The following is a 16,842-nucleotide window of genomic DNA, read 5'->3' on the forward strand; positions in this document are numbered from 1 at the left end:
AGTGGACGTTGATAAATCGAAAGCTTCCCGGGAAAACTTGCTGAGAATACTCGTTGACGGTTGCGCGTCCCTGGAAGTGTCTATTTCCAGCGAGATTCAGAACCGGCTGGTTGACTATGTTCTGCTGCTGGAAAGGTGGAACCAGGCGTTCAACCTGACGGCTGTGCGTGACCCTTTGAACATGATGAGTCGTCACGTGCTCGATAGCCTGAGTATCCTGCCGTGGGTTCACGGCGCTCGCTGTATCGACGTCGGTACTGGTCCCGGCTTGCCGGGGCTGGTACTGGCCATCGCCGAGCCGGGTCGGCGACACTGGACCCTGCTCGACAGCAATGGCAAAAAAGTCCGTTTCCTGCGCCAGGCCGTTATGGAATTAGGCCTTGAAAACATTGAGATAATTCAGGAGCGCGTCGAGAAATTCCAACCACCCGAAAAATTCGATACTCTCACCTCACGCGCCTTCGCCGAGCTGGGAGATATGGCACGGCTCAGTCAGCACCTGTTGGCCGATAAAGGCGGGCGTATGTTGGCCATGAAAGGCGCGTTTCGCGAGATTGAGCGGGAAATTGCCGTTTTGGCCGGCGATTATGCCGTTGAGGTCATATCGTTACCGGTAGCAGGTCAGCCGGACACCGTTCAGGCAGAACGCCATCTCGTTATACTGGAGCCAAGGCACCGCTAGCCGGGACTCGACAAACCCGTGCACGGTCAGGAGGAAATTGTCCATGGGCAAGGTTATTGCCATTACGAATCAAAAAGGCGGGGTCGGCAAGACCACCACCAGTATTAATCTGGCCGCATCACTGGTGAAAACCCAGCGCAAGGTGTTGCTGGTGGATATTGATCCGCAGGGTAACGCCACCATGGGCAGTGGTGTGGTCAAGGACAAGGTTGAGCACAGCATTTATGGTGTATTGATCGGTTCCGCCACCATGGGTCAGGCAGCCATATCTGTCGAGGGTGGTTACGACCTGGTGGCTTCAAACGCACAATTGTCCGGTGCAGAGGTGGAACTTATTACCCTGGAAAATCGCGAGCGCCGCCTTCGTCATGCTATCGAGGAGGTGCGCGAGCAGTATGACTATATTTTGATTGATTGTCCGCCCTCGCTGAACCTGTTGACTGTGAATGCCTTGGTAGCGGCGGAATCGGTAATGATCCCGATGCAGTGCGAGTATTACGCGCTTGAAGGCCTGTCGGCGTTGATTAATACAATCAAGAAGGTCAGGACGAAGTTGAACCCGCAGCTCCAGATCGCCGGCCTGTTGCGCACCATGTATGACCCCCGCAACAACCTGGCCAACGAAGTCTCCGCACAATTACGCTCCCATTTCGGCGACAAGCTTTACCGAACCATTATCCCGCGCAATATTCGCCTGGCCGAAGCCCCCAGTTTCGGCAAGCCGGTGATCAGTTACGATATTCACTCCAAGGGCGCGGAAGCCTACCTGGCCCTGGCCGGCGAGATCCTGCGTCGTGAGCAGGGACTGACGGCGGTGACCCAATGAGCAAGAAACCGCGGTTGGGCCGCGGACTCGATGCCTTGTTGGGGGGAGATTTCGACGATAGTGAAAATGCCGCAAATGACGGTGAGGACAACGGCGCCAGCAAGGCTGAAACCCTGCGTCAGTTGCCTGTAGATATGTTGCAGCGGGGCCGTTACCAGCCCCGCACCCACATGCGCCAGGAAGCGCTGGAGGACCTGGCAGAATCCATTCGAACCCAGGGCGTTGTTCAGCCAATTGTAGTGCGCGAATTGGCTACCGGGAGCTACGAAATCATCGCTGGAGAGCGACGCTGGCGTGCAGCCCAGTTGGCCGGACTGGATACTATCCCGGCAGTCATCAAGGATATTCCTGAAGAAGCTGTTGCCGCGGTCGCGCTGATTGAAAATATCCAGCGTGAAAACCTGAATCCGATCGAAGAGGCCAACGCGTTTCAGCGCCTGATCGAGGAATTTGGCATGACCCATCAACAAGTGGCGGAAAGCGTGGGCCGTTCACGAACCGGCGTAACCAACCTGCTGCGCTTGCTCGGCTTGCCAGATGTTGTCCGGCAAATGATCGACAATGGTGATCTCGACATGGGGCATGCCCGCGCGCTGTTGGCGCTGCCAGATACCGCTCAACCCGGCGCAGCGCGCGAGGTCGTTGAAAAGGACCTGTCCGTTCGCGAAACCGAGCGCCTGGTGAAACAAATCCTGGCTGGTGGAGGCACTAGCAAGCCGAAGCCGGCAGCCGTAGTGGACCCGGATATTCGTCACCTGGAGGAAAATCTGTCTGATACCTTGGGTGCGAAAGTGCGGATTCAGCACAAAAAGAACGGCAAGGGCGTCTTGTCCATCGAGTACAACAGCAATGACGAGCTTGAAGGTATTCTTGTGCGCATTCGCTGAGTAGTAGCTGTGACGATGCTGGGCAGGACTGGTTTTCATGTACTATATTAAGTAGTATAGAAATCTGTCTGATTCAGAAAGGATAATTGTTCCATGACCAAGTTTCTGCGCCTCATAATGCTGGTTCTGCTTTTCAGCATTGCCGTCGGCGCCCAAGCCGAGGAATGGCAGGGGCCAGATGACGTGTTGCGGGCAGCCAAGGCGGGTGATGCTGATGCCCAGCTGGAAATGGGTATTCTGTACGAATATGGTTTTTTCCTGAGCGAAAACAAGGCGCCCGCCCTGGCGTGGTACAGCCTCGCTGCGGAGCAAGGCAATATCAAAGCGGCCAAGTTGCGTGACAAACTGCAAACCAGTATGTCACCGGCAGAAGTTGATCAAGCCGAGCAATTGAAATCGACTCTGGCCGTTGCTCCCCAGGCCCCACCGGAATCGGCTGCTTCTGAAACCGGGCCCGAAACGGCACCCGAGCAAGCGCCCACGACCCCGGTTGAAGTGAAGCAATAAAGCCCTGAAACCGCAGATTTAAAATATTTATCCCCCCATTGACCCTTCACAGGGTTATTCGTATACTTCCGCGCCCTTGCGGGACTCCCCGGTAGCGAACATCGCTTATGTCCTGTCCAAAATGCTTGAGTTGCCGTGATCATTGACTATGATTCCGGCAGCGCAAATACCAAAGCGGGTCCTGATGACCCAGGCCCTGTTGGTCGTCGTAACAGCAAGTGCGTTTCTTGTTGTTGGCGGACAGCCTGAAGCCATAGCCGCCCTGTATGGGGGCGCAACCACGCTGGTTGGAAGCTGGTGGCTAAGTCGACGAATTCGACGTGCCGGTGATCTGGCGAAAACCAGGCCGGGCGCTGGCGTTGTGGCGCTGTACGGTGGCGCAATCGAGCGTTTTGTATTGGTCACGGTGGCATTTGCCTTTGGCCTGGGCATGCTTAAGCTGAGCGTGTTGCCGCTAATGACCGCATTTATTATTGCCTACCTGGGATTCCTGGTAGTGGCGCCACGTTAAGGCGCATGTTTCGACAGCCTGGCTTGAATTGCAGCTCCCCTTTCCGGGTTGAGCGCCACCGGGCCAGCCACGCCGACGGCAGAAAAGATTTAAAATTTTTGATGAGTACCAAAAATGGCAGCTGAGCAAACCGCAGGCCAATACATCAAACATCACCTGCAAAACATGACCTATGGTCGTCATCCTGACGGCAGCTGGGGCCTCGCCCACAGCGCGGAAGAAGCTAAAGAAATGGGATTCTGGGCTATCCACGTGGATACCATGTTCTGGTCTATTGCCCTGGGGTTTATATTCCTGTGGCTGTTCTGGGGCGTGGCCCGCAAGGCCAGCGCTGGCGTACCGAGCAGTGCCCAGAATTTTGTCGAGTTGATTGTCGAGTTTATTGAAACCAGTGTACGCGGGTCGTTTACCCACAAGAACAACCTGGTCGCGCCGTTGGCATTGACCGTATTCACCTGGATCTTCCTGATGAACTTCATGGATCTGATCCCGGTTGACTGGCTGCCCCAGGTGGCCGCATTGACGGGTGCCAACCTGTTTGGCATGGATCCGCACCACGTATATTTCAAGGTTGTACCGACTACCGACCCTAATGCCACTTTTGCCATGGCGTTGTCGGTGTTCTTCCTGATCCTGTTCTACAGCATCAAGATCAAGGGTTTCGGCGGCTTTGCCGGCGAACTCACACTGCATCCGTTCTCCAGCAAGAACAAGCTGATTCAGCTGGTTTTTATCCCGATCAATTTCTTCCTGGAATTTGTTGCCCTGATTGCGAAACCGGTATCGCTGGCGCTTCGACTGTTCGGCAATATGTATGCAGGTGAAATGATATTTATCCTGATCGCGCTGATGTACGGTGCTGGCTGGATGATGGGCGCTTTTGGCGGTTTGTTGCAACTGGGCTGGGCTATTTTCCATATCCTGATTATCACCTTGCAGGCGTTCATCTTTATGACGCTGACCATCGTGTATCTGGAAATGGCACACCAGGATCACTAGGCGGCCGGAACGGTTCAATTTTCAAATTTTAAAGTTTTAAAGTTACAGGAGATTAAAATGGAACAAGCATTGCTTTATATCGCAGGCGCTCTGATGATGGGTCTGGGTGCACTGGGTGCCGCAGTTGGTATCGGTATCCTCGGCGGCCGTTTCCTCGAAGGCGCTGCGCGTCAGCCTGAGCTGATCCCGATGCTGCGTACCCAGTTCTTCATCGTAATGGGTCTTGTTGACGCCGTACCGATGATTGCAGTGGGTATCGCCATGTACGTTCTGTTCGCTGTTGCTGCCTAAAGCACCGGACAGATTTTTATAATCACAGCGAGACAAGGGTCCAGAAATGAATATCAATCTAACCCTGATCGGCCAGTCCATTACATTTTTCTTCTTCGTGTGGTTTACGATGAAGTTTGTATGGCCGCCGCTGACCCAGGCCCTGGCTGAACGCCGCAAGAAGATCGCCGATGATCTGGCGGCGGCGGAAAAGGGCCGGCATGAACAGGAACTGGCAGAAAAGCGCGCAATCAAGGTCATCAAGGAAGCCAAGGACAAGGCACAGGAAATCATCAACCACGCAGAGAAGCGAGGCAATGAAGTGACTGAAGAAGCCAAGGACAAGGCCAAGGAAGAAGCCGCCCGTATTGTTGCTGCCGCCAAAGGTGAAATCGAACAGGAAACCAACCGCGCCCGTGAACAGCTGCGTGCGGCAGTTGCTGAACTGGCTGTTGCCGGTGCAGCGCGGATCCTGGAAAAAGAGATTGATGCCAAGGTTCATGCCCAGATGGTGGACAAACTGGTCGAGCAACTGTAAGGACGACACACATGGCAGAACGCAAAACACTGGCACGTCCCTACGCAGAAGCGGCCTTTCAACTGGCCCAGGAACGCAACGAATTAAAGCCCTGGGGCGACATGCTGGATATGGCTGCGGTCATTGCCGGTGATTCCCGGGTAAGTACTGTTACACGTGATCCACGCATTGAGCGCGGCGCGGTAGCAGAGTTCTTTGTATCCCTGATTGGCGACAACATGGCCAAAGACGGCAACAATTTTTTAAAACTGTTGCTAGAAAATGATCGTGTTGGCCTGCTGCCGGAAATCGCCGAGCTGTATCGCGGTTTTCGTGCCGATGCTGAAGGTCGAGTGGAAGCCGAGGTATTGACTGCCTACGAGTTGACCGATGCCCAGACCAGTGCCATTGCCAATGGCCTGAAGCGCCGCCTGGGTCGCGAAGTGGATATTGTCAGCAAGGTGGAACCATCACTGCTTGGTGGTGTGGTCATACGTGCCGATGATCTGGTTATCGATGGCTCTGTAAAAGGTTACTTGCAGACGCTGTCACAACAAATTAATGGTTAAAGGATAGTTAGTTATGCAACTGAATCCTTCCGAAATTAGCGCCCTGATCAAGGAGCGCATCGAAAATTTCGAATCCAAGCCACAAGCGCGTACTGAAGGAACGGTAGTCTCCGTTACTGACGGTATTGTTCGTTTGCATGGTCTTGATGATGTTATGTCCGGTGAAATGATCGAGTTTCCCGGTAACACCTACGGCCTGGCGCTCAACCTTGAGCGTGATTCCGTTGGTGCCGTGGTACTGGGTGAATACGGCCATATTTCCGAAGGCGACTCGGCCAAGTGTACCGGTCGTATCCTGGAAGTGCCGATTGGTCCTGAACTGATTGGTCGAGTTGTTGATTCCCTCGGCAATCCCATTGATGGCAAGGGCCCGATCAACGCCAAGCTGTCCACGCCCATTGAAAAGGTTGCGCCTGGCGTAATCGAGCGTAAGTCGGTTGACCAGCCGGTACAGACCGGCCTCAAATCTATTGACTCAATGGTGCCAATTGGTCGTGGTCAGCGTGAATTGATCATCGGTGATCGCCAGACCGGCAAGACCGCAGTCGCAATTGACGCCATTATCAACCAGAAGGGCACCGGGGTTATCTGTATCTACGTAGCCGTTGGCCAAAAAGCCTCTTCTGTTGCCAACGTGGTACGCAAGCTCGAAGAACATGGCGCCATGGACCACACCATTGTGGTTGCCGCGACCGCAGCCGAAAGCGCCGCCCTGCAATACATTGCGCCATACTCCGGTTGCACCATGGGCGAATACTTCCGTGACCGTGGCCAGGATGCACTGATCGTTTATGACGACCTGACCAAGCAGGCCTGGGCTTACCGCCAGGTATCCCTGTTGCTGCGTCGTCCGCCGGGTCGTGAAGCCTATCCCGGTGACGTTTTCTACCTGCATTCACGCTTGCTGGAACGCGCCGCCCGAGTTAATGCCGCCTACGTTGAAAAGTTCACCAACGGTGAAGTGAAAGGCAAGACTGGCTCATTGACCGCGTTGCCAATCATTGAAACCCAGGCGGGTGACGTATCGGCATTCGTTCCGACCAACGTTATCTCCATTACTGATGGACAGATCTTCCTCGAGTCAGACCTGTTCAATGCCGGTATTCGTCCTGCGATCAACGCCGGTCTGTCAGTATCGCGCGTAGGTGGGTCGGCACAGACCAAGATCATTCGAAAGCTGGGTGGCGGTGTTCGCCTGGCGCTGGCGCAATACCGTGAATTGGCGGCATTCGCACAGTTTGCTTCGGACCTCGATGAGGCTACCCGAAAGCAGATTTCACTCGGTCAGCGTATCACTGAGCTGATGAAACAGCCGCAATACGATCCAATGTCCGTAGCCAGCATGGCCGTATCCCTGTATGCCGCCAACGAAGGCTACCTGGACGACGTGGAAGTAAACAAGGTGCAGGCGTTCGAAGCGGCGCTCCAGACATACATGAAGTCCAGCCAGGCAGAACTGCTTGCCAAGATCAATGCTCAGCCCGAGTTGACTGACGAGATTGCGGCCGGCCTGAAGGCCGCGTTGGACGATTTCAAGGCCAATCACGGCTGGTAAGGTGAAACGTAATGGCTAGCGGAAAAGAGATCCGTACCCAGATCAAGAGTATTAACAATACTTCGAAGATCACCAGCGCCATGCAAATGGTGGCGGCAAGCAAGATGCGCAAGGCGCAGGAGCGTATGGAGGCAGCACGCCCCTATGCACAGAAAATCCATAACGTGATTTGTCACCTGTGCCTGGCTCATCCTGAGTACCGTCACCCGTTCATGGCGGAGCGTGACATCAAGCGTGTGGGTTATATCCTGGTGACCTCTGACCGCGGTCTTTGCGGTGGACTGAATACCAACGCCCTGAAGCTGGCGGTCAATTCCATGAAAGGCTGGAATGACAAGGGTGTGGAAGTCGATGTGTGCGCTATCGGTTCCAAGGGCCTCGGTTTCATGCGCCGAATCGGCGTCAATGTCGTTTCCGAGTTGTCCAATATCGGCGATGCGCCGCGAATTGATGACCTGATCGGTACCGTCAAGGTCATGCTGGATGCCTATGTTGAAGGCCGCATCGATCGCCTGTTCCTGGTGTACACGGATTTCGTCAACACCATGACCCAGACGCCTCGGCTGGAGCAGCTATTACCCCTGGCCGGAACACAGGATGAGGCACTCAAGCATCACTGGGATTACATCTACGAGCCTGAAGCCAAGACCGTTATTGATGACCTGATGACTCGTTACATTGAATCCCAGGTCTACCACGGGGTTGTCGAAAATATCGCCTCTGAGCAGTCTTCACGCATGGTTGCCATGAAGTCAGCAACTGAAAACGCCGGCAAACTGATTGATGAATTGACGTTGCGCTACAACAAGGCACGCCAGGCCGCGATCACGCAGGAAATTGCCGAAATCGTTGGCGGCGCCGCAGCAGTGTAGCAGCGGGTGAGTGAACAAATTAAAAATTTTGATTTGAGGAATTAACAATGAGTTCTGGAAACATCGTACAAGTCATCGGTGCGGTTGTCGACGCGGAATTCCCGCGCGATGCCATGCCCAAGGTGTACGACGCCCTGACCATAGAGGGGTCTGCGCTGGTACTGGAAGTTCAGCAGCAGCTCGGTGATGGTGTGGTTCGTTGTATCGCCATGGGTGCTGCCGAAGGTCTGCGTCGTGGACTGACCGTTACCAATACCGGTGCACCGATTTCAGTTCCGGTCGGCCAGGGTACGCTGGGTCGTATTATGGACGTTCTCGGCAACCCGGTTGATGAGGCCGGTGAAGTCAAAACAGACGTTAAATGGCCGATCCATCGCAAGGCGCCTGACTACTCGGAACAGGCAGCGGCACTGGAAATCCTCGAAACCGGTATCAAGGTTATCGACCTGATCATGCCTATCGCCAAGGGCGGTAAAATCGGACTGTTCGGCGGTGCCGGTGTAGGCAAGACCGTAACCCTGATGGAGCTCATCCGTAACATCGCCGTTGAGCACAGCGGTTTCTCCGTATTCGCCGGTGTAGGTGAGCGTACCCGTGAAGGTAACGACTTCTACCACGAGATGTCTGAAGGCGGCGTACTGGACAAGGTAGCCCTGGTATATGGTCAGATGAACGAGCCGCCGGGTAACCGTCTGCGCGTGGCCCTGACCGGTCTGACCATGGCCGAATACTTCCGTGACGAAGGCCGTGACGTTCTGATGTTCATCGACAACATTTACCGTTACACCCTTGCCGGTACCGAAGTATCTGCATTGCTGGGCCGTATGCCTTCAGCGGTAGGTTATCAGCCGACCCTGGCGGAAGAAATGGGTGTTCTGCAGGAACGTATTACTTCCACCAAGACCGGTTCTATCACCTCGTTTCAGGCCGTTTACGTTCCTGCGGACGACTTGACCGACCCGTCTCCGGCGACCACCTTCTCGCATCTGGACGCGACACTGGTATTGTCTCGCCAGGTTGCGGAACTGGGTATCTACCCGGCCGTGGACCCGCTGGATTCCAACTCGCGCCAGCTGGATCCGAACGTCATTGGCGATGAGCACTACAATACTGCTCGCCAGGTGCAGGCTACGCTGCAGCGCTACAAGGAATTGCAGGACATTATCGCGATTCTGGGCATGGATGAATTGTCAGAAGATGACAAGCTGGCCGTATCCCGCGCGCGCAAGATTCAGCGTTTCCTGTCGCAGCCGTTCTTCGTTGCCGAAGTATTTACCGGAACCCCCGGCAAGTACGTGGGCATGAAAGACACCCTGCGCGGATTCCGCGGTATTGTTGATGGTGAATACGATCACTTGCCGGAACAGGCGTTCTACATGGTAGGCGCCATTGAAGAGGCTGTCGAAAAGGCGAAGTCGCTGTAATTGTCTGCAAGCCAGCGAGCCGGGGCTGTTTGATGGCCCCCATCCCTGGTGCAACTTGAGGATTTAATCATGGCAATGACCATGCATGTCGATATCGTCAGCGCCGAAGAAGAAATTTTTTCGGGACCAGTCGAAGTTCTGGTTGCGCCGGCATCTGCGGGTGAAGTGGGTATTTACCCGCGGCATGCTCCTTTGCTGTCACCATTGAAACCCGGTGAAGTTACCATTCGTAACGGCAAGGATGAGCGCGTCTTTTATGTATCTGGCGGCGTACTTGAAGTTCAGCCACACGTGGTCACGGTATTGGCGGATACAGCCATGCGGGCCAAGGATCTGGATGAAGCCAAGGCACTGGAAGCGAAGAAGCGCGCAGAAGCAATGATGAAGGACAAGAAGTCAGAAGTGGATTACGCACGTGCAGCCGCCGAGCTTGCCGAAGCCGTTGCCCAGCTGCGTACTATCGAAAAAATTCGCAAGCAGGTCGGGAAGTAATCCCGGCCCGTCTGCGGATCCGCGAAAATATATAGTCATGCCTGATGCCGTAGTGGAAAAAAACAAGGTCGTTTCCGTTTCATACACCCTGTATGACGAAAAAGGCGACATCTTTGAGTACACTGACCTGCCAGTGAGTTACCTGCACGGTTCAGGCAAGGACCTGTTCGACAAGATCGAAACAGCCTTGACCGGGAAAAAGGTTGGCGATGAGGTAAAAATCACCTTGCCGCCTGCCGATGGTTTCGGCAATCACGACCCGGGCCTGACATTTACGGATAATCTCGACAATGTACCCCTGGAAATCCGTCGTCTTGGACAGGAAGTCGAAGCACAAAATGCCAGCGGTGAGATCATGAAGTTTGTCGTCACCGACATAAATACGGAAGCCAATACCCTGACTGTGGATGGTAACCATCCATTAGCCGGACAAACCGTGTTATTCAAGGTTGTGGTCAAGGATATTCGGGACGCTTCCCGGGATGAGGTCCAGGCCGGCCGGCCGAACGCCGCCAACACCATACTGCCCCCAAACGCGTAAAACGGCTTGGGCCACTCCAGCGCCGCTCCCGTGTTAGTTGTCTTTCTGGCCTTCTGCTATAGTTTCGCCCGTAGCCCCGGCTGTTGGTACAGCCGTTAAACCTGAATTGATCATTAAACCGGGCCCGAATATCACAAAGTTATGACTTCACCTCTGGAAATCATCATTCTTGCTGCCGGCAAGGGCACACGCATGTATTCCGATACGCCCAAGGTGTTGCACCAGGTGGCAGGCGTTCCATTGCTGGGCCATGTCATTCGCCTGGCCCGTCAGCTGGAGCCCTCGAATATCCACGTGATTTATGGTCACGGTGGCCAGAAAGTGCCCGACACGATTGCGGAGCCGGGTTTGAACTGGGTGGAGCAAGCCGAACAACTGGGGACCGGTCACGCAGTCAGCCAGGCCATGCCCGCCGTCAATCCCGGCTCAACCGTGTTGGTACTGTACGGAGACGTGCCACTGACCCGCCCGGAAACCTTGCGTAATCTGGTTGCCACGGCCGGCGACGAGGTCGCCGTGCTGACGGCAATCCTGGACGATGCCAGCGGGTACGGCCGGATTATTCGGAATGCCCGGGGCGATGTGCTGGCCATAGTTGAACAAAAGGATCTTTCCGAAGACCAGCAGAAGATCCGCGAGATCAACAGCGGTTATATCGTTGCGCCCGCGGAAAAAATGAATGACTGGCTGGCCGCATTGCGTAACGACAATGCAGCCGGTGAATACTACCTGACCGATATTATCGCCATGGCCATCAGCAATGGCGTCAGTGTCGCCGGTGTTGTGACCGAAGATAACGACGAAATTATGGGCATTAACAACAAGCAACAGCTCGCCTATCTGGAGCGCGTGTATCAGCATCGTGTTGCTGACGACCTAATGAGTCGGGGGGTAACCCTGCGGGATCGTTCCCGTGTTGATGTGCGTGGAACATTAACAACCGGGCGGGATGTGGAGATTGACGTTAACGTGGTATTCGAAGGTGACGTGCGCCTGGGTGATCGGGTACAAATCGGGCCCAATTGTGTATTGAAAGACGTGGAGATAGCCGAGGGCACAACCGTGTTTGCCAGCAGCGTGTTGGACCAGGCAGTGATCGGAAAGAATTGCCGCATCGGGCCTTTCGCACGCATTAGACCGGAAGCCAATATTGCTGATGATGCACATATCGGTAACTTTGTCGAAGTAAAGAAATCAACCATAGGCAAGGGCAGCAAGGTCAACCACCTGGCCTATATCGGTGATACGCGCATGGGCAGCGGTGTAAATATTGGTGCCGGAACCATCACCTGCAACTACGATGGCGCGAACAAGCATATGACTGTTATTGGAGACAATGCATTTATTGGCTCTGATACACAGCTGGTCGCACCGGTAACGGTTGGCGACAACGCCACGATAGGAGCCGGCTCAACCATTACCGCCGATACGCCGCCTGACCAGTTGACCCTGACTCGTATCAAGCAAAAAAGCATTGCTGGTTGGAAACGGCCGGTGAAGAACAAACCAGCAAAGGATTAGATTCAGACCATGTGCGGAATCGTAGGTGCCATTGCCCGAAGAAACGTAGTGCCCGTATTAATCGACGGGTTACGCCGACTTGAATACCGTGGCTACGATTCGGCCGGTGTTGCCGTTGTTGCCGATAACAAAAGATTGCAGCGTGTGCGCAGGGAAGGCAAGGTAGCCAATCTCGGCAAGGATGCAGATCAGCTTGTCGGCAACCTGGGTATCGCTCATACCCGTTGGGCTACGCACGGCGTACCCAGCGAGAGAAATGCCCACCCGCATATTTGTCGGGATACTGTCGCCATTGTGCATAACGGCATTATCGAAAATTATGAACATTTGAAACAGCTGCAGTTGCAGGACGGTTACCCGTTTACTTCCGAAACCGATACCGAGGTTATTGCACACGCCCTGCACAAGCGGCTGGAATCAGGATCGACCCTGCTTGATGCGGTGCGCCAGGCGGTAACCGAACTCGAGGGCGCCTACGCCCTTGGCGTTATTCAGTCCGGAAACAGCGAAGAACTCGTTGCTGCCCGCCAGGGAAGCCCGTTGATTATCGGGCTGGGAGAGCACGAAAACTTTATCGCTTCTGATGTTGCCGCGGTATTGCCGGTTACAAGGCGCTATATAATCATGGAAGAAGGCGATATCGCGCACATCACATGTGAGCAGGTAACGATATATGACAAGAGCGGCATGCAGGTCGAGCGCAGTATTCACGAAAGCAACCTGAAGAGCGACGCCGTTGAGAGGGGAGATTTCGCTCATTACATGCTCAAGGAGATCTACGAACAGCCGCAAGCCATTGCTGAAACCCTGGAAGGCCGGTTGGGCGAGTCGCGCGTACTGGAAGCGAGTTTCGGACCCAAGGCAGAAGAAGTTTTTGCAGCAGTGAAGCGTATCCAGATCGTAGCCTGTGGCACCAGCTACCATGCCGGTCTTATCGCCAAGTACGGATTTGAATCCGTAACCGGGCTGCCGTGCAATGTCGAGGTTGCCAGTGAGTTCCGTTATCGCAAGCACGTATTGCAACCCGATACGCTGTTTATCACCATATCCCAATCCGGAGAAACTGCCGATACACTTGCAGCGCTGCGACTGGCGAAAGAACTGGGATATTGCCACACGCTGGCCATATGCAACGTACCCGAAAGTTCATTGGTGCGTGAGTCAGAACTCTCAATGATGACGCGTGCCGGCCCTGAAATCGGGGTTGCTTCAACTAAGGCGTTTACCACGCAGCTCGTTGCCATCCTGCTACTGTTGGTTGTGTTGGCCCGTCGCCATACCATGACCGCTGAAACCGAGGCCCAGGTCGTCGATCAGCTGCGCAAGTTGCCCGGAATTATTGAAGAAGTATTGTCACTTAACGATGATATCAAGGCGATGGCAGAGGAAATAGCATCAAAGGATCATATGCTGTTCCTGGGGCGTGGCATGCATTACCCGGTCGCCCTTGAAGGCGCCCTGAAAATGAAGGAAATAAGCTATATCCACGCGGAAGGTTACCCGGCGGGAGAACTGAAGCACGGACCGTTGGCGCTGGTCGACAAGAACATGCCCATAGTAGCCGTGGCGCCCAATGACTGGCTGGTGGATAAATTAAAATCCAACCTGCAAGAAGTGCGCGCCCGCGGTGGCAAACTGTATGTGTTTGCCGAGAAGAATACGGATATGAAGGCCGATGAAGAAACCGTTGTGCTGGAAGTGGCCCCCGTGGATATCGCCATATCACCCATTATCTTTACTGTACCGCTGCAACTGCTGTCATACCATGTTGCCGTAATCCGGGGTACCGATGTGGACCAACCAAGAAACCTGGCCAAGTCGGTAACTGTTGAGTGACCGACCAGTATCTGGACTAGATGTTACGCCGCGGGAAAATCCAGCCAGAACGTCGAGCCAGCATGGCTGCTGAATACCCCTATTTGTCCGCCCTGGTACTCTGCCAGCTTTCTGGCCACAGTCAACCCGGTGCCATTGCCGGTTTTGTTTCGCGTCGGATCAAGCCTTACGAACGGTTCGAAAATACGCTGTTGATCCTGTTCAGATATACCTGCGCCGGAGTCAATTATCGACACGCGAACATGATCCGTGTCCAGCATTTTGATGGACAGGAACACAAAACCACCACGCTTGTTAAAGTAAATGGCGTTGGTGAGCAGGTTGAAAAGAATCTGTCGAGTCAATCGAAGGTCGGCTCGAACAGTAGCCGGTAGTACGTCCTGCATGACTATCTCGACCTCTTCCCGGGACCAAAGCGGAAGCAGCGTCTGAATGCATTCGGAAACCAGCTTGTCGATCTGGATGTTAGTCAGATTCAGATCCGTATTGCGGGAATCCGTACCGCTGATTTCGAGCAGGTCATCTATCAGCGCCAGCAACTGGGAACCGGCTGAAACTATTTCGCTTACGGAATCAAGTTGTCGTTGATCAAGGTCTTCGACCTGAAGCAGCTGGCCAAAACCGAGAATCGCATTCATCGGAGTGCGCAGTTGGTGACTGGCGCGTGACATAAAATGGGATTTCGCCTGGCTCGCCTGTTCTGCGAGGTCCCGGGCGACAATCAATTCTGCCTCAGCCTGCTTGCGTGTTTCTATCTCGGCTCGAAGATCGTCAAGCGTATGTTTGAGTTCCGCGGTGCGCGCATTTACGGTTTTTTCAAGGTTTATATTGACCTGCTCAATATACTTCCGGTACTTGATGCTGGCTGAAATATCATTCAGTTGCAGCAGAATGATGCCGTTGTCGTCGCCATGGCCAAGAGGTTGTATTGCGCATTCGAAGAACCGGTTATGGGCTTCAAGATTGGCAACAACCCGTCCGCTGGCCATGCAATCGGAAAGCGCATTCATGATTTTCATGCTTTGATCTTCGGCGCCAATAGTACGAAGCAGTGTATCTGCGTCGCAGCCTGTAATGGTATCAATGTCCAGATCCAACATGACAGCGGCAGACTGATTAATGTCCAGAAGCCTGAGTTCAGAATCGAATAGCAACAACCCGGCAAAGCTGTCAGCAAAAACTGTTTTAAATCGTTCCGTGAGCAACCGGTTATTACGGAGTGCAAGAGTATATTTTTTATACTTGGCAAGCGTTCCGGCGAGCAGTTCCGCTTCCATGGGTTTGAACAAATAGTCAGAAACGCCGAGCTTGACAGCGGCAGCCGCGTAGTGAACATCCCGAAACGCAGTCATCATGATTATGCTGGTTTCGGTGTTGGCCGCCTTCAGCGCGGGCACAAACTCCAGCCCGTTCTGCTGACCGATCTTGATATCAACCAGGGCAATATCGACGTGATTTTCGGCAATGATGACCGACGCCTGATCCACGGATGTAGCGGTATACAGCAAATAGTCTTCTTCATCCATCTCAACCAGATCAGCAAGCGAAGCGACAATGTCGGGATCGTCATCCAGAATCAAAACAGAAACGCCACGCTTGCCAAGCCGGTCTTGGGGCAGCTGTACAGAACATATGTTTGCGTTCATCAGGATCAGCCTCTGCCTAGTGCTACCAGTATCAGTTTTGCAGACGCGGACTACTGTTGCTGACATTGGACTGCAAGACGTTTTTCGTCGTTCAATTATTACAAAAAAACGTCTAACCCGTTTGTAAAAAAAGGTAAATGCAAATTTATCAGAAACAATATTGAAAAATACCGAGTCCCGGAACAGGCAAACTATATTTATCCGGACTGTAGGTGAAGTTGATGTGACAATTGTTTGCCTGGACCCGCCGAACGGCCACTCTCGTCTATGCTATATTTATGTGTATAGTCTAGGGTAATTGAATTGTCATCTCGCCTTCACTCTGACCGCCCAAGCCCGCTGCGCGGAGACCAGCTATGCTGAAGAGAATGCAGAATAGTTTTCCAGGCATCCTGGTCGTGCTGATGATGACCATGTTGATGACGCCGGCTTCGGGCCTGGTGGTTAACTGGGACAGCTATGTTGTCCCGATAAGTGATGCCTATTCCCTGGTCAAGGTCGATTCAGTGGATATCTTTATTTCAAGAACAAGCCGGGAAACATCTGCCATGCGCGATCTCGGTACGCCACTGTTTCTGCCGGCCGACTTTCCGCAGCTTGGTCCTTTGCACAAGGTCTCGATAACCGACAAGTATATATTTTCGCAGCATTTCGGCAAAAAACATCGCAACCTCTACGATGGCGATGAAGTTGTTATCGTCGATAACGAGACCCGGGTGTGGATGATCGTAAACAGCCGTAACAACGATATTCTGGGTCCGTTGACGTTTGAAGAATTCCACGCATGGGTGGATGCCTTGCATATACCCAGGCCGGAAAACTGGATGAGCGTACGTGAGTTGTATCGCATGAGTTTGCGTGCGTACCCGGACCAGGTGGAATCAGCATTAAGCCAGAACAAGGCGATGATCAAGGGCATGCTGTTTGCCGTCGTTGCCTTCCTGTTATTGTTTGGGCCGGTCTGGATGATGTTGTTGCCATTGCGTCGTATTGGACAAATCAGCCCGGATGCATGGTGGACGTACAGTGTTTCCATGTCCGCATCTCCGGCAGTGATTACGGCAACCGCCGTTGTGCTGAACGCGTGGTACTTGTGGTATTGAACATGTGAGTCGTTCGATGGCAGGAATAAACCACGCTTCCTGAATCCGTCGCTGATTCGAAAAATCCCTGGAACTGTCGCGCCT

Annotated in this window: 18 protein-coding genes; 17 read left to right on the top strand and 1 reads right to left on the bottom strand. The window is 53.7% G+C overall.

From position 1 onward, the window contains the following. The first annotated feature begins 1 nt into the window (after position 1). The 16 genes from rsmG (at position 2) to glmS (ending at position 14,009) form a co-directional block, all read left to right on the top strand. The gene (rsmG, locus tag OEZ10_00365; GenBank protein MDH5631423.1) at positions 2–682 is read left to right on the top strand and encodes a 16S rRNA (guanine(527)-N(7))-methyltransferase RsmG; all 681 of its coding nucleotides are present in this window, start codon (positions 2–4) and stop codon (positions 680–682) included. A 43-nt stretch (positions 683–725) separates the two neighbouring features. Continuing rightward, positions 726–1,508: an AAA family ATPase gene (locus tag OEZ10_00370; protein MDH5631424.1), complete on the top strand. Its 783-nt coding sequence runs from the start codon at positions 726–728 to the stop codon at positions 1,506–1,508. After that, a complete protein-coding gene (locus tag OEZ10_00375) occupies positions 1,505–2,395 on the top strand; it encodes a ParB/RepB/Spo0J family partition protein (GenBank protein MDH5631425.1) in 891 nt (296 codons plus the stop codon). The genes OEZ10_00370 and OEZ10_00375 overlap by 4 nt, the downstream gene beginning before the upstream one ends. Positions 2,396–2,488: 93 nt before the next feature. Further along, positions 2,489–2,902 carry a hypothetical protein gene (locus tag OEZ10_00380; protein MDH5631426.1) on the top strand — a complete coding sequence of 138 codons (414 nt, stop codon included), beginning with the start codon at positions 2,489–2,491 and terminating at the stop codon, positions 2,900–2,902. A gap of 184 nt (positions 2,903–3,086) precedes the next feature. Continuing rightward, a complete protein-coding gene (locus OEZ10_00385) occupies positions 3,087–3,413 on the top strand; it encodes an ATP synthase subunit I (protein ID MDH5631427.1) in 327 nt (108 codons plus the stop codon). A 114-nt stretch (positions 3,414–3,527) separates the two neighbouring features. After that, the gene (gene atpB / locus OEZ10_00390) at positions 3,528–4,412 is read left to right on the top strand and encodes a F0F1 ATP synthase subunit A (protein MDH5631428.1); all 885 of its coding nucleotides are present in this window, start codon (positions 3,528–3,530) and stop codon (positions 4,410–4,412) included. 51 nt (positions 4,413–4,463) lie between these two features. Next, positions 4,464–4,703, top strand: coding sequence for a F0F1 ATP synthase subunit C (atpE, locus tag OEZ10_00395; GenBank protein ID MDH5631429.1), 240 nt, complete (start codon positions 4,464–4,466; stop codon positions 4,701–4,703). Between the two features lie 46 nt (positions 4,704–4,749). Next, positions 4,750–5,220 carry a F0F1 ATP synthase subunit B gene (locus OEZ10_00400; GenBank protein MDH5631430.1) on the top strand — a complete coding sequence of 157 codons (471 nt, stop codon included), beginning with the start codon at positions 4,750–4,752 and terminating at the stop codon, positions 5,218–5,220. A gap of 11 nt (positions 5,221–5,231) precedes the next feature. Continuing rightward, on the top strand, positions 5,232–5,768 hold the full coding sequence (locus tag OEZ10_00405) for a F0F1 ATP synthase subunit delta (GenBank protein MDH5631431.1): 537 nt from the start codon (positions 5,232–5,234) through the stop codon (positions 5,766–5,768). A 13-nt stretch (positions 5,769–5,781) separates the two neighbouring features. Continuing rightward, entirely contained in the window at positions 5,782–7,323 is a 1,542-nt protein-coding gene (gene atpA / locus OEZ10_00410) for a F0F1 ATP synthase subunit alpha (protein MDH5631432.1), read from the top strand. 11 nt (positions 7,324–7,334) lie between these two features. Beyond that, positions 7,335–8,195: a F0F1 ATP synthase subunit gamma gene (gene atpG, locus OEZ10_00415; GenBank protein MDH5631433.1), complete on the top strand. Its 861-nt coding sequence runs from the start codon at positions 7,335–7,337 to the stop codon at positions 8,193–8,195. 47 nt (positions 8,196–8,242) lie between these two features. Further along, positions 8,243–9,619, top strand: coding sequence for a F0F1 ATP synthase subunit beta (atpD, locus tag OEZ10_00420; GenBank protein ID MDH5631434.1), 1,377 nt, complete (start codon positions 8,243–8,245; stop codon positions 9,617–9,619). A 69-nt stretch (positions 9,620–9,688) separates the two neighbouring features. Beyond that, positions 9,689–10,111: a F0F1 ATP synthase subunit epsilon gene (locus tag OEZ10_00425; protein MDH5631435.1), complete on the top strand. Its 423-nt coding sequence runs from the start codon at positions 9,689–9,691 to the stop codon at positions 10,109–10,111. 37 nt (positions 10,112–10,148) lie between these two features. Continuing rightward, entirely contained in the window at positions 10,149–10,652 is a 504-nt protein-coding gene (locus OEZ10_00430; GenBank protein ID MDH5631436.1) for an FKBP-type peptidyl-prolyl cis-trans isomerase, read from the top strand. A 141-nt stretch (positions 10,653–10,793) separates the two neighbouring features. Next, on the top strand, positions 10,794–12,173 hold the full coding sequence (glmU, locus tag OEZ10_00435; protein ID MDH5631437.1) for a bifunctional UDP-N-acetylglucosamine diphosphorylase/glucosamine-1-phosphate N-acetyltransferase GlmU: 1,380 nt from the start codon (positions 10,794–10,796) through the stop codon (positions 12,171–12,173). A gap of 9 nt (positions 12,174–12,182) precedes the next feature. Next, positions 12,183–14,009: a glutamine--fructose-6-phosphate transaminase (isomerizing) gene (gene glmS / locus OEZ10_00440; protein MDH5631438.1), complete on the top strand. Its 1,827-nt coding sequence runs from the start codon at positions 12,183–12,185 to the stop codon at positions 14,007–14,009. Positions 14,010–14,032: 23 nt separating this feature from the next. On the opposite strand, the gene OEZ10_00445 is transcribed toward glmS, so the two are convergent. Beyond that, positions 14,033–15,655 carry a hybrid sensor histidine kinase/response regulator gene (locus OEZ10_00445; GenBank protein MDH5631439.1) on the bottom strand — a complete coding sequence of 541 codons (1,623 nt, stop codon included), beginning with the start codon at positions 15,653–15,655 and terminating at the stop codon, positions 14,033–14,035. A gap of 356 nt (positions 15,656–16,011) precedes the next feature. Here OEZ10_00445 and OEZ10_00450 point away from each other — a divergent pair, with 356 nt between their 5' ends. Further along, positions 16,012–16,758, top strand: a complete 747-nt coding sequence (locus OEZ10_00450) for a hypothetical protein (protein ID MDH5631440.1) — start codon at positions 16,012–16,014, stop codon at positions 16,756–16,758. Positions 16,759–16,842 lie beyond the last annotated feature (84 nt).

The organism is Gammaproteobacteria bacterium (assembly GCA_029880545.1).
Taxonomy (GTDB): Bacteria; Pseudomonadota; Gammaproteobacteria; order Acidiferrobacterales; family SZUA-150; genus JAOUOD01.